11 protein-coding genes and 4 pseudogenes are annotated in these 12,804 nt (G+C 69.1%); 9 read left to right on the forward strand and 6 right to left on the reverse strand.

All coding sequences use genetic code 11. The annotated features are described in order from the left end of the window. Positions 1-43 precede the first annotated feature (43 nt). The 5 genes from EEJ42_RS21785 to EEJ42_RS21805 all read right to left on the reverse strand — a co-directional run bounded on the left by EEJ42_RS21785 (position 44) and on the right by EEJ42_RS21805 (position 4,726). The gene (locus EEJ42_RS21785) at positions 44-1,522 is read right to left on the reverse strand and encodes an aldehyde dehydrogenase (protein WP_123101991.1); all 1,479 of its coding nucleotides are present in this window, start codon (positions 1,520-1,522) and stop codon (positions 44-46) included. Positions 1,523-1,562: 40 nt separating this feature from the next. Further along, positions 1,563-2,177, reverse strand: a complete 615-nt coding sequence (locus tag EEJ42_RS21790; protein ID WP_123101993.1) for a thiamine pyrophosphate-dependent enzyme — start codon at positions 2,175-2,177, stop codon at positions 1,563-1,565. After that, positions 2,177-2,716, reverse strand: a complete 540-nt coding sequence (locus tag EEJ42_RS21795) for a thiamine pyrophosphate-binding protein (RefSeq protein ID WP_123101995.1) — start codon at positions 2,714-2,716, stop codon at positions 2,177-2,179. Before EEJ42_RS21795 ends, EEJ42_RS21790 begins: the two co-directional genes overlap by 1 nt. A 177-nt stretch (positions 2,717-2,893) precedes the next feature. Next, entirely contained in the window at positions 2,894-3,691 is a 798-nt protein-coding gene (locus EEJ42_RS21800) for an alpha/beta fold hydrolase (RefSeq protein ID WP_123101997.1), read from the reverse strand. Positions 3,692-3,772: 81 nt separating this feature from the next. Continuing rightward, entirely contained in the window at positions 3,773-4,726 is a 954-nt protein-coding gene (locus tag EEJ42_RS21805) for a LysR family transcriptional regulator (RefSeq protein WP_123101999.1), read from the reverse strand. A gap of 131 nt (positions 4,727-4,857) precedes the next feature. Between EEJ42_RS21805 and EEJ42_RS21810 the strand changes: the two genes are divergently transcribed. From EEJ42_RS21810 to EEJ42_RS21820, 3 genes and pseudogenes are all read left to right on the forward strand, one after another. Continuing rightward, on the forward strand, positions 4,858-6,066 hold the full coding sequence (locus EEJ42_RS21810; RefSeq protein ID WP_123102001.1) for a CaiB/BaiF CoA transferase family protein: 1,209 nt from the start codon (positions 4,858-4,860) through the stop codon (positions 6,064-6,066). Positions 6,067-6,111: 45 nt separating this feature from the next. Further along, the gene (locus tag EEJ42_RS21815) at positions 6,112-7,278 is read left to right on the forward strand and encodes an acyl-CoA dehydrogenase family protein (protein ID WP_123102003.1); all 1,167 of its coding nucleotides are present in this window, start codon (positions 6,112-6,114) and stop codon (positions 7,276-7,278) included. Continuing rightward, a pseudogene (locus tag EEJ42_RS21820) lies at positions 7,275-7,613 on the forward strand (electron transfer flavoprotein subunit beta/FixA family protein); the annotation flags it as partial. The gene EEJ42_RS21815 and the pseudogene EEJ42_RS21820, both read left to right, overlap by 4 nt. Positions 7,614-7,615: 2 nt before the next feature. Here EEJ42_RS21820 and EEJ42_RS21825 read toward each other — a convergent pair. Then, positions 7,616-7,822 (reverse strand): annotated as a pseudogene (locus EEJ42_RS21825) (MHYT domain-containing protein); the annotation flags it as partial. Between the two features lie 495 nt (positions 7,823-8,317). Here EEJ42_RS21825 and EEJ42_RS21830 point away from each other — a divergent pair. The 6 genes and pseudogenes from EEJ42_RS21830 to EEJ42_RS21865 all read left to right on the forward strand — a co-directional run bounded on the left by EEJ42_RS21830 (position 8,318) and on the right by EEJ42_RS21865 (position 12,744). After that, positions 8,318-9,250: a hypothetical protein gene (locus EEJ42_RS21830; RefSeq protein WP_123102005.1), complete on the forward strand. Its 933-nt coding sequence runs from the start codon at positions 8,318-8,320 to the stop codon at positions 9,248-9,250. Next, complete coding sequence (locus EEJ42_RS21835) at positions 9,247-9,441, forward strand: hypothetical protein (protein WP_123102007.1); 195 nt, start codon at positions 9,247-9,249, stop codon at positions 9,439-9,441. The genes EEJ42_RS21830 and EEJ42_RS21835 overlap by 4 nt, the downstream gene beginning before the upstream one ends. Positions 9,442-9,461: 20 nt before the next feature. Continuing rightward, a pseudogene (locus tag EEJ42_RS53040) lies at positions 9,462-10,503 on the forward strand (transposase). Positions 10,504-10,742: 239 nt separating this feature from the next. Continuing rightward, a pseudogene (locus EEJ42_RS21855) lies at positions 10,743-11,569 on the forward strand (dienelactone hydrolase family protein). A 205-nt stretch (positions 11,570-11,774) separates the two neighbouring features. Then, on the forward strand, positions 11,775-12,083 hold the full coding sequence (locus EEJ42_RS21860) for a hypothetical protein (RefSeq protein ID WP_246097105.1): 309 nt from the start codon (positions 11,775-11,777) through the stop codon (positions 12,081-12,083). A 97-nt stretch (positions 12,084-12,180) separates the two neighbouring features. Further along, positions 12,181-12,744: a site-specific integrase gene (locus tag EEJ42_RS21865; RefSeq protein WP_246097109.1), complete on the forward strand. Its 564-nt coding sequence runs from the start codon at positions 12,181-12,183 to the stop codon at positions 12,742-12,744. Positions 12,745-12,804: the final 60 nt, after the last annotated feature.

Raw genomic sequence — 12,804 nt, forward strand, 5'->3', positions numbered from 1 at the left:
CGGGGTGGTGCGGCTCGGTGGCCTGTCGGCTCGGGACGGCGCTTCAGCGCAGGACGAAGGGATCGCCGGTGGGGGCGCCGGTGTTGATCCAGACGCTCTTGTCCTCCAGGTAGGAGGTGATGGCGCCGATGCCGTTCTCCCGGCCGATACCGGAGTCCTTGACGCCGCCGAAGGGTGCCAGGTAGCTCACCGCGCGGTAGGTGTTGACCCAGAGGGTGCCGGAGTGGACGCGTTCGGCCATGCGGAAGGCGCGGCCGATGTCGCGGGTCCACACGCCCGCGCCCAGGCCGTAACGGCTGTCGTTGGCGAGGGCGATGGCCTCCTCCTCGTCACGGAAGGGGATGACCGCGAGGACGGGGCCGAAGACCTCCTCCTGGGCGATGCGCATGCTGTTGCTCACGCCGGTGAAGACGGTCGGTTCCACGAACCAGCCGTCGCCGCACTCGGGCCGGGTGGCGGCCTTGCCTCCCAGGGCGAGTTCGGCGCCTTCCTCGCGGGCGATGCGGATGTAATCCAGCACCTTGGCGTACTGGGCCGGTGTGGTGATCGGCCCGACCTGGGTGTCCTCGTCCATCGGGTCGCCCATGCGGGCGGTGCCCGCCAGCTCCAGGAGCCGGTCGACGACCTCGTCGTGCACGCTGTCCTGCACCAGGAGCCGGGAGCCGGCGATGCAGGTCTGTCCGGTCGCGGCGAAGATGCCGGACACGGCGCCGTTGACGGCGGCCTCCAGGTCGGCGTCGGCGAAGACGACGTTGGGCGACTTGCCGCCGAGTTCGAGGCTGACGTGCTTGAAGTCGCGGGCGGCGGCCTGGTTGATGCGGCGGCCGGTGGTGTCCGAGCCGGTGAAGCTGACCTTGCGGACCAGCGGGTGTTCCACGAGGGCGGCGCCGACGTCCTGGCCGAAGCCGGTGACGACGTTGAACACACCGGGCGGCAGGCCGGCCTCGTGGAAGAGACGGGCGAGTTCCAGGGTGGAGGCGGAGGTGAACTCCGACGGCTTGACCACGACCGTGCACCCGGCGGCCAGCGCGGGCGCGATCTTCCAGGCCAGCAGCAGGAGCGGGGAGTTCCAGGGGGTGATGACGGCGACGACGCCGACGGGCTCCTTCCGCGTGTAGGCGAAGTAGCCCTTCTTGTCCATCGGGGGGACGGTCCCCTCGATCTTGTCGGCGAGGCCACCGTAGTAGTGGAACCACTGGGCCAGGTAGCTCACCTGCCCGTGCATCTCGGTGAACAGCTTGCCGTTGTCCCGGACCTCGGTCTCGGCCAGGGGCCGGGCATGGGCGGCGACCGTGTCGCCGAGGCGGTGGAGCAGGGCGCCCCGCGCGCTGGCCGTCAGTTCGGCCCACGGGCCGGTGCCCAGGGCGCGATGGGCGGCTCGCACCGCGGTGTCGACGTCCCTCGGCCCGCCCCGGGCGATCTCGGCCCAGGGTGCGCCCAGGTAGGGGTTGTCGGTGGGGAACCAGTTGTCCGTGGAGGGCGGGTGGCTCTCTCCGTCGATGAACATGTCGTAGCGCTGCATAGGGGGTACTCGATTCGGCGGCCCCGTCGCGCTGGGCGGCTCAGAACGTGTTCAGGCCCAGGGCGGCGCGGAAGGAGTTCTTGTTGGCGACGCCGTCGCGCGGCGGCAGGGCACGTGGCGGCTCATCAGTGGCGATGAGCACCTGGGCGTATGTCGTCGCCGAGCGCGCCCCGATGCGGGTGGCGAGGTCGTCGACTTGCGCGAGGTCGGTGATGCGCAGGCTTTCGTGGATGCCGAAGCCCTGGGCGACGGCGACGAGGTCGGTGCCGAGCCCGGTGTGGCTGGGCTGCATGCCGGTCTCGCCGAAGTGGGCGTTGTCCAGGACCACCACGGTCAGGTTGGGCGGCAGTTGGGCGCCGATGGTGGCCAGTGTGCCGATTCCCATGAGGTGTTCGCCGTCTCCGGTGACGGCGAGGACCGGACGGTCCGGCTGGGCGAGGGCGACTCCCAGGGCGAGCGGCGCGGCGGCCCCCATCGCGCCCCACAGGTAGAAGGTGCCCGGACGGTCGCCGGCCGCGAAGACGTCGTAGCTCGGCGAGCCGAGGCCGGTGACGACGAGGGCGTCCTCGGGGAGGCGGGCGACCAGGTCGGCGACGAACCGCCGCCGGTCGAGCCGGGCGTCCGGCGCGGTGGGCGATGCGGTGGCGGTGGCCATCAGTTGCGCTCCCACTTCTTGCGGCCGATCAGCTTCTGCCCGAGGAGTACGGCGACGCGTTCACCGGCGCCGAAGGCCGACTCCAGGGCGGCCTCGACGGTCTCCCCGACGTCTTCGGGGGCATCGGTGCGCAGGACGGTGATGCCCATGAGCTCCAGTGCCTGCTGGGTGGTGCGGCCCATGGGGCTCTGCCACGGGTTGAACTCGGCGTGCTCCCCGCGCATCGTCACCAGCGCGAGAAAGGGGAACTGGCCCATCTGTAGCAGCGAGAACATGTTGACGCAGTTGCCGACGCCGCTGCTCTGCATCAGCAGGACGGCGCGCTGCCCGCCCAGCCACGCTCCGCTGACGGCGGCGACGCCCTCCTCCTCGGTGGTGAGCACGACGTCGTGAATGGCGGGATCCCGCTGTGCCTCACGGATGGCGTGGAAGTGGCCCGCGTCCGGGACGTAGGCGATCTGCTGGATGTCGTGTTTCTTCAGCGCGGTGAACACGTCCTCCTGCCAGGAGGGGGGTGCGGTTGCTTGGGGCTGGCTCATCCGTGGCGACTCCGTCCGCTCGGGGCTCAGGTGCCACACATCATGAGTGCTGATGGAGCTGGAAGAACAATAGAATTGCGTGATGCCCGCATGACGCGTCCGCATGGTTGAAGACGGCTGCCCCACCGTGGTGGGCCGGGTGGGGCAGTGAGTTCTGCCGTACGCCGGCCCTGCTCCTCAGCGGAGGAACTCGCGGGTCAGGGCGCCGGCCGCGCCACGGCACTCCTCGAAGTAGGCGTGCCGGGCTCCGGGGAAGAGACGAGTCCGGGCGTCGGGGATGCGGGCCGCGAGCAGCGGTACGTTCTCGGGCGGGGTGAGTCGGTCCTGGTCGCCGTGGAGGATCAGCGTGGGCGCACCGATGGAGGGGAGCGCGTCCCAGGCGTCGTGCCCGTTGCTGGCGATCAGATGGCCGCGTCTGGCATGCGCGGGCATGTGAGGGTCGCCGAGGGTGCCGTACGGGCCGGGGTGCTCCGCGAGCCAGCCGGGGCTGTACATCAGGTCGGTCAGGGTCCGGCGTACGGCGTCCGGGTCGGGCTGGGCCAGGGCCCGTCGCACCGACGCGTCGCGTTCGACGGCTCGGGGGCCGCCGGGTGAGGTGCATCCCAGGACCAGGCGCCGAACGCGCTCCGGGTGGCGGGCCGCGATCCACTGGGCGACCCGGCCACCCATGGAGGTGCCGTACACATCGGCCCGCTCGACACCGAGAGCGTCGAGGACGGTCACCACGTCCTCCGCGAAGCGCCGGGTGGAGTAGCCCTCGCGGGGTTTGTCGCTCGCCCCGGTGCCTCGGTAGTCCAGTGTGATCGTGCTGTGCGTGTCGTGGAAGTCCTCGCGTACGCCGTCCCACCAGTGATGGTTGTTCGCCTGGCCCGCCAGCAGGACGAGCGGACGCCCGGCGCCGCGGCGCTGGTACGCCACCGCGACCCCGTCGTCGGCATGGGCGAAAGCGTCGGTTCGATCATCGGGGTAGATCACAGGAATCCTTGCAGAGGGAGGTCGTGGGAATCTTCGGCCGGCGCCACGGCGGAAGGCCGCCGGCGCGCGGCGGTGCCGGCGTCACACGTCGGTGTCCGGTGCGTGCGACGAGTGCGACTGGGCGGACGGCCACCGCCCCAGCGACACGGCCGTATTGATGTGGTGGACCAGCTCGTGCGCGACGACCTCGACGGCCGGTGGTACGCGTCCGTAGCGCGGGGTCCCCAGGACGATCGACCGCCAGACGTCGGGCTCGGACAGGGGAGCGGCGCTGAGGGTGCCGTTCGTGATGTCCTCGGCGATGCCGAGGCCGGGCAGGATGGTCCAGCCGTGTCCGGCCAGGACGAGCTGCTTCTGCACGCCCATGGAGTTGGTCTGCACCGTCACGTCCATCGTCTCTCCGGACCGGGCCGCCGCGGCGTCGATCAGGGTGCGCAGAGCGTGGCCGGAGGCAGGCATCACCAGAGGGTGCGCCGCCACCTCCGCGAAGGCGACCGGATGGTCGGCGCGCAGCCCGGCGGCCACCGGGGCCACCGCCCACAGGCGCTCCCGCACCAGTGGCCGGGCGTTGAGGGACGGCGTGCTGTCCAGGTTGTACAGCAAGGACAGGTCCAGGTCGCCGTCGTCGAGCCACTGCTGGAGATGACCGGAGTAGCCGGTCATCAGACGCAGCTCCACCCCCGGATGGGCCTCGCCGACAGCCGAGACCAGCGGTTCGGCGAGCAGGTCGAGCGTGCTCTCCAGCAGGCCGAGGGTGACGATGCCGGTCACCTCTCCGGGGCTGGGCTGCACCTCGGCCCGGGCCCGCTCCAGTTCGTTCAGGGCCCGGCGCGCCCGGTCGACCATGATCTCGCCGGCCTCGGTGGGCCGCATGCCCTGTCTCGTGCGCTGGAAGAGGGGGACACCGAGCTCCTCCTCCAGGGTGCGGATCTGCCGGGTCACGGCGGGCTGCACCAAGTGCAACAGCTCCGCAGCACGGGTCACGCTGCCCACCTCGGCGACCGTGATGAGCGCCTTCAGCTGCTTGACGTCCATCGGTGGCCTTTCCTTTCCTCGCCATCCGCAGCCCGCATGGTGGCATCACGGATTGCTATTTCACTCAGCGACTCATGAGTGCTCATGATGTTACTCCGGCTCGGGTCACCCACATCTCCGGAGGGCAACGCATGGCCGAACACACAGTGTCCGCCGACGGCCTGCCACTGTCGGGCATCACCGTCGTGAGCATCGAGCAGGCGGTGGCCGCTCCCTTCGCCACCCGTCAGCTCGCCGATCTCGGAGCACGGGTGATCAAGGTGGAGCGCCCGGGGGGCGGAGACTTCGCCCGCCGGTACGACACGACCGTGCACGGGGAGTCCAGTTACTTCGTGTGGCTCAACCGCTCGAAGGAGTCGGTGACGCTGGACCTGAAGTCGGAGCAGGGGCGGGAGATCCTGGAGAAACTCCTCGCGGAGGCGGACGTGTTCGTGCAGAACCTGGCCCCCGGCGCTGCCGCCCGCATGGGCCTGGGCGCCGAAGACCTGGCGGCGCGGTTCCCGTCGCTGATCCCGTGCTCGATCTCCGGCTATGGGACAAGCGGGCCATGGGCGGACCGCAAGGCGTACGACCTGCTCGTGCAGTGCCAGACCGGCCTGGTCTCCCTGACCGGCAGTGCTCAGGAAGCGGCGCGGGTGGGCGTGTCCATCGCCGACATCGCAGCCGGTATGTACGCCTACAGCGGCATCCTCACCGCGCTGTTCACGAGGGCCACCCGCGGTTCCGTCCGGGCGGTCGAGGTCTCCCTGTTCGAGGCGCTGGCCGAGTGGATGAGCCAGCCCGCCTACTACACGGCGTACAGCGGTACGCAGCCGCCCAGGGCCGGCACCCAGCACGCCACCATCGCCCCCTACGGCACCTACACCGCGGCCGATGGCAAGGACGTACTGCTCTCCGTCCAGAACGAACGCGAATGGGCCGCCCTGTGCGAGCACTTCCTCGAAACCCCCGGCCTGATCGGCGACACCCGCTTCGCCACCGGATCCGCCCGTGTCAGCCACCGCCGCCAACTGAACGCGATCCTGGCCGAGCGGATCGCGGCCTCGGACAGTGGTGAGGTGATGAAACAGCTGGACGCGATCGGCATCGCCAACGCACCGGTCAACGACGTCAAACAGTTCCTGGAACATCCCGTGCTGACCGGCCGCGGCCGCTGGCGCCAGGTGCGGATACCCGGCGGAGAGACGGTGGCCGCCCTGCTGCCGCCGGTGGACCTGGCAGGCACCACTCCGCGCAACGACGCCGTCCCCGCCCTCGGCGAGCACACCGAGCAGATTCTTGCCCAGCTGGGCTACGACTCCGCCCGTATCGCGGCCCTACGGGCCGAGGGCGCCCTCTGACCCCTCGGGGCCCCACCAGAGACCGAAACAAGGAGATCTCCTTCCATGAGCACTCTCGACATCGTGTCCGAGGACGAGCAGTTCATCGTCCGGACGGTGCACGACTTCGTCGACAAGGACATCAAACCCGTCGCGCAAGAACTCGACCACACCAACACCTATCCCGAGGCCCTCATCGAGCAGATGAAGGAACTCGGCATCTTCGGCCTCGCCATCCCGGAGGAGTACGGCGGTACGCCGGTGTCGACCCCCTGCTATGTCCTCGTCACCGAGGAACTCGCCCGGGGCTGGATGAGCCTGGCCGGAGCCATGGGCGGGCACACCGTCGTCGCCAAGCTGCTGCTGCACTTCGGCACCGAGGAGCAGAAGCGCCGCTACCTGCCGAGGATGGCCACCGGCGAGATCCGCGCCACCATGGCCCTGACCGAGCCGGGCGGAGGCTCGGACCTGCAAGCGATGCGCACGGTCGCCCGTCGGGACGGCGATGATTTCGTGGTCAACGGCGCGAAGACGTGGATCACCAACTCCCGCCGCTCGCAGCTGATCGCGCTGCTGTGCAAGACCGACCCGGACGCCAGCCCTGTGCACCAGGGCATCTCGATCCTGCTGGTCGAGCACGGCCCGGGACTGACGGTCTCCCGCGACCTGCCCAAGCTCGGCTACAAGGGCGTGGAGAGCTGCGAGTTGTCCTTCGAGGACTACCGCGCCCCGGCGGACGCGGTGCTCGGCGGAGCCGAGGGCAAGGGCTTCGCCCAGATGATGAAGGGCCTGGAGACCGGCAGGCTCCAGGTCGCCGCCCGGGCGCTGGGAGTCGGGCGGGCGGCGCTGGAGGACGCGCTGGCGTACGCGCAGGAGCGGGAGTCGTTCGGCAAGCCGATCTGGCAGCACCAGTCGATCGGCAACTACCTGGCGGACATGGCCACGTCGCTGACCGCAGCGCGCCAACTGACCCTGTACGCGGCGCGCGAGGCGGATGCGGGCCGCCGGGTGGACATGGAGGCGGGCATGGCGAAGCTCTTCGCATCCGAGACGGCCATGCAGATCGCGCTCAACGCCGTCCGTATCCATGGTGGCTACGGCTACTCGACCGAGTTCGACGTCGAACGCTACTTCCGGGACGCACCGTTGATGATCGTCGGTGAGGGCACCAACGAGATCCAGCGCAACGTGATCGCGAGCCAGCTCGTGAAGCGCGGAGGTCTCGACGCATGAACATCGTCGTGTGTGTGAAGTACGTGCCCGACGCCACAGCCGACCGGCACTTCGCCGATGACCTGACCGCCGACCGGGACGACGTGGACGGTCTGCTCTCCGAGCTCGATGAGTATGCCATCGAGCAGGCGCTGCGGATCTCCGAGAACTCCGGCGACGACGTGGAGATCACCGCCCTGACGGTGGGCCCGGAGGACGCCAAGGACGCGCTGCGCAAGGCCCTGTCCATGGGAGCCGACAAGGCCGTCCACCTCGAGGACGACGACCTGCACGGCACCGACGTCATCGGCACCTCGCTCGTGCTGGCCAAGGCGATCGAGAAGGCGGGCTTCGACCCGAAGCCGAGCATGGCGATGAAGTGCATCGCCCAGATGCCCGATCCGATCGCGACCGATGCCGTCACCAGCCAGTTGCGCCGGGAGCGGCCGTCCGACACCAGCGCCTTCATGGTGCAGTGCAGTCCGAGCGCGGCTCCGATGCAGGCCATCACATACGCGGTGACAGGTGAAAGCCATCCGGCGCTGAAGTGGTCAAGGTGTGCCAAGACGTCCCCTCCTCCTTCTCAACTTCAAGGCGATGTGGACGCTAGCATTCCGCTTCCTCACAGAAACTTCACAGGAAAGTGCGTGTCTGGAGCTCGCGGCCGGTGTGGTCACTTCGAGCTGTCCTACTTGCGAGTTCCGTGGTCGCAATCTGCGTCACCCGGACACTTCAGCTGTCCCGGGGGACGAGACTCTCGCAGTGCGCCTATGGCACAGATCACGGTGCGGCGTGTGGGGAAGCGCTTGAAGGCCCGTTCGGGCTTGACGGGCTGCGGGTTCTTCGCAAGCCTGACGGGGGTGTGACCGAGATACGCGCCAAAGGGGCAACGGGATGATCTTGAAGCCCTGAGCACCCGTCGGCCGTCACCCATTCGGCTCAGTGTCGTTGGTGGTGATGTTGAGCGTCGTCTGGGCCTGGGGTGGGTTGTGACATCGATTGAACGGACCGCGTATCCGCGGTTCAAGCGGCTGATCACCGCGCATGAGCTGCATCTACGATGTTCTGCAAGCGCGTGGCGATGAAGATCAAGAAGGCCAAGGCGGAGCGGCTCGCGGAGCGGGAGATCGTCGAGGCCCTGATCGGGAACTACCGCATGGTGCTCAAGCACATCGACGAGGGCGGCCCGGCCCAGGAGGCGCTCGCGAAGGCCGCGGCCATGACCGCCGAGGTCCGCCAGACCCTGGAGGGTCTGGACGAGGAGGCGTCGGTTGACGAGGTCGCGATGCGGCTGGAGGGCAGGGTCTCCCCGGCGGTCCTCGCCCTGGTGAAGGCCCAGGTGGTGCAGGCCGGCGGGTTCGGCGCGGTCACCCGCGCGGTGGACGGCTTCGGCGGGTTCGCGAAGCAGTACGAGCAGATCGAGAAGGTCTCTGCCCATCACGGCGACTTCTGGGAGGTGCTGCTGTACGGGCAGATCGGCCGGGACCGGGCGGTGATGTTCGACCTGGCCGACAACGACAAGCTGAAGTTCACCGCGACCAGCGAGGACAGCCGGGTGCTGGACGCCCTCGCGCACGCCCAGCGGCACCAGGCGGGCCGCGGCGACTACATCACCGCCTTCAACGAGGAGGGCAAGGAGGTCGACATCTCCTTCGCCACCCAGAACTGGCGCAAGGCGGTGGTCGACACCGGACCGGGCAGTTCGTGCGCAAGCACTTCGAGGCGATGGTCTTTACCGCGCTCGCCGAGGAGCTGCGCACCGGCGACGTCGCGGTGGTCGGCTCGGAGGAGTACGCCGACTGGTCCGAGCAGCTGCTGGCCTGGGAGGTCGTCCAGGAGACGCTGGGGCCCTACCTGGTGGAGGTCGGTCTTGCCGAGCAGGGCGAGAGTGCCGAGTTCGACGCCACGTTCTTCCGCCGGCAACTGGAGGACAAGCTGCGAGGTGCCGCCGCGGCGGCGGACGCCGGGTACCCGGAGAACGATGGCTTGGTGATCGATCCGGAGACGGGTATCCCGTCGCTGAAGGCGTTCAGGGCTGACGGTCAGCGACCCTCGGCGAAGCGGCTGGAGCAGGAGGTCAAGGCGAGGATGCCGGAGCGTTCCCTGATGGGGATCGTGGCCCGGACCGCGTACTGGGTGGAGTGGTGGCGCCGTTTCGGCCCGCCGTCCGGCAACGAGTGCTGAACGAGGCGGTCGCGGACCTGGTGAACGCGCACGCCCGCCTGGACATCTCGCAGGCGTGGGGCGACGGAACCGCGGTGGCGGCGGACGGCACCCACATGGACACGTATCTCGACAACCTGCTCTCCGAGACGAGCGTGCGGTACGGCAAGCCGGGCGGGATCGCCCACCACCACGTCTCGGACACCTACATCGCGCTGTTCACGCACTTCATCCCGTGCGGGGTGTGGGAGGCCGTCTACATCATCGAGGACTGCTGAAGAACACCAGCGAGGTGCAGCCGACCACGGTGCACGCGGATACGCAGGGCCAGAGCTTCCCTGTCTTTGCGCTCGCCCACCTGCTGGGCTTCGACTTGATGCCCAGGATCAGGAACTGGAAGGAACTGACCTTCTACCGGCCTTCCAAGCAGAGCGAGTACGTGCACATCGACGCCCTGTTCGGCGAGCCGGGCAAGCACGTCATTGACTTCGACCTGATCGAGTCCCAGTTCCGTCACCTGATGCGGGTGGCCGTCTCCGTACGCGAGGGCACCATCTCCTCCTCCACACTGCTCAAGCGCCTGCGCTCGGGGTCGAGGAAGAACGCCACCTACGCCGCCTTCCGCGAGGTCGGCCGCGTGATCCGCACCGTCCAGCTCCTGCGCTACCTCTCGGACGCGCCGCTTCGCCGACGGGTGACCGCGGCGACCAACAAGGTCGAGTCGTTCAACCGGTTCTCCCAGTGGATTGGCTTCGGCAACCGCGGTGTCATTGCCGACAACGACCCCATCGAGCAGGAAAGGCGATGAAGTTCAACGCCCTGCTCACGAACGCGGTGATCTTCCACAATGCCCTGGACATCGCGGAGATCGTCCGCCAGCTGCTGGAAGAGGGATGGGAGATCGACCCGGAAGACCTGGCGCACATCTCGCCGTACCTGACCGAACACATCAACCGGTTCGGCGAGTACAGCACCCACGAACTCGGCATCCAGCCCGAGGCGTACGACCCGAAACTCGACGTCGACTTCACCCCGCTGCGCGAGCAGGACCTGACCGCCGCCGGTCTCGGTCAGGCTGTCTGAGCCGTGAGGGAACTAGCTGGTGACGCCCTTCACGGGAGCGGGCCGGTATGCCCCAGAATCCTGCTGCGAGGGTCACCAACGCCGTGGCCCGGGCAGGTGATCCGATAGCGCTGCCGTGGGGGTGGGGTTTGTGACGGTTCTTGTGGGCCCTCGCCGTATTTCAGAGGGATACCCGCGCTGTTCTGCCAGCGGCAGAACACCGGCCGGACCGGGCTCGACGATCACTACAGTCCAGTCTCATGGCGACGATTACGACGCGTACGGTCGAGTATCCGGCCGACGGTTTGACGATGATCGGGCACCTCGCGCTCCCGGCCGGTGTCGACCGCCGGCCCGCGGTGCTGCTCGGACCAGAGGGCATGGGGCTCAGCGACGTCGAGCGCCGCCGGGCCGATGCTCTCGCCGAGCTGGGATATGTAGCGCTGGCCTTCGACCTTCATGGCGGGCGCTATTTGGGCGACCCCGAGGAGATGCTGGCCCGTTGCCTGCCGCTGCTCGCTGATCCCGAGCGGATGCGAGGCATCGGCCATGCGGCGCTCGATGGGTTGCGCACCGAACCGCGGACCGACCCCGACCGGATCGCCGCCGTCGGCTATGGCACGGGGGGTGCCGTCGGGCTGGAACTCGGGCGCGGCGGCGTCAGCCTGCGCGCGATCGGGACAGTCAACGCACTGACCACGGGCCGACCGGGCGAGGCGGCGCGCATTCGCTGCCCGGTGTGGGCCGGGGTCGGGTCGGAAGACCCGATCATGCCGCCCGCGCAACGGAACGCGTTCACCGCTGAGATGCANGGTCGGAAGACCCGATCATGCCGCCCGCGCAACGGAACGCGTTCACCGCTGAGATGCAGGCCGCGGGCGTCGACTGGCGCCTCACGGTCTACGGCGGCGCCTTGCACGCCTTCCACCACCCGCCGGTCGGCCACCCCGTGGTCCCCGGCGTCGGCTACCACCCACGGCACGCGCAGCGAGCCTGGCGCGACGTCGTCGACCTGCTCGCCGAGTGCCTGCCCGTGACGGAGGATCTGGGGCATGACCCAGGTAAGCATGCTGGCCCCGGGCACTGACAGTCCACTCCCCTCAAGTCCGCACAGCAGAAACGCATTCGGGCGGTTACTCGATCGCGGAGACGTCTTCACAACTACCGCAGTAAATACCGGATTTACTGCGGCAGAGCCCATGCCGTGATCACCGCGACCTGCGGCGGACCAATCCGGCCGCCGGGGCGAGGTGTACGCATTTACTGCGGCAGTACCGGAAGGGCCGGACGGCGTGACGATCGAACCGGTGACCGAACTCGGGAGCGGGGGCGCACTTCGGTTGCCGCGCGCTCGGGTCGTACCCCTGTCCGCCCCGCCGTCGTCGTACACCGCGGCGGTCGAGCGGTACCTCACCGGCGCGGGCATCGCGAAGTCCTCCGCGCGGATCTACCGGATCTCCCTCACGACGTGGGGATGGATGCTCGCCGGCGAACCGCCGCCGACCGGACCCGCCCGCCGAGGCGCGAAACCGCCCGTCCGGGAGCTGTCTCGCGCGCAAGGCGATCGGCTGGTGGCAGCGCCAAGGCTGGATCGAGTGTGATCCGACGATCGGCATCGAGCGGCGGCCGGCGCCGCCGGACCGCACCAAGGCTCTCGCGGAGAACCAGATCTCCGCCCTGTGGCGCCTCGACGTCGCGCTGCGGGAGAAGACGCAGTGGAAGATGCTCTACGAGTCCGCCGCACGGGCCGACGAGGTGCTGTGCATCAACGTGGAAGACCTCTACCCGCAGGACAAGCGCGGCAGGATCACCGCCAAGGGCGGGGCGACCGAGTGGATCCACTGGCAGTCCGGCACCGCCCAGCTCCTGCCCCGCCTCATCGCCCGCCGTACCCGCGGCCCGCTGTTCCTCACCGACCGCAGGGCCCCGGCCGGAACACCCACGCTCGACGTGTGCCCGGAGACCGGCCGGGCCCGGCTCTCCTACCGCCGCGCTGAGGAGATCTTCGAGGAGAACACCCGGCTGCTGGCAAACCCCCTCGCCTCGCCCGACGACATCGAGGACCTGGACGGCTGGACGCTTCACCGGCTACGTCACAGTGCCCTGACGCACGACGCGGAGGACGGCACCTCCACCCCGATGCTGCTGGCCCGCTCCCGCCACGCCTCCGTCCGCTCCCTGGAGCGCTACGCCCGCCCCGGCGTCGACTCGGTCGCCCGGCACGTCGCCGAACGCGACCCCGCTGCACGTCGCCGCAGGTAAATCCGAGCGGATCAGTGCTTCAAGATCATCCCGTTGCCCCTTTGGCGCGTATCTCGGTCA

It is taken from the genome of Streptomyces botrytidirepellens (genome assembly GCF_003721215.1).
GTDB lineage: Bacteria > Actinomycetota > Actinomycetes > Streptomycetales > Streptomycetaceae > Streptomyces > Streptomyces himastatinicus.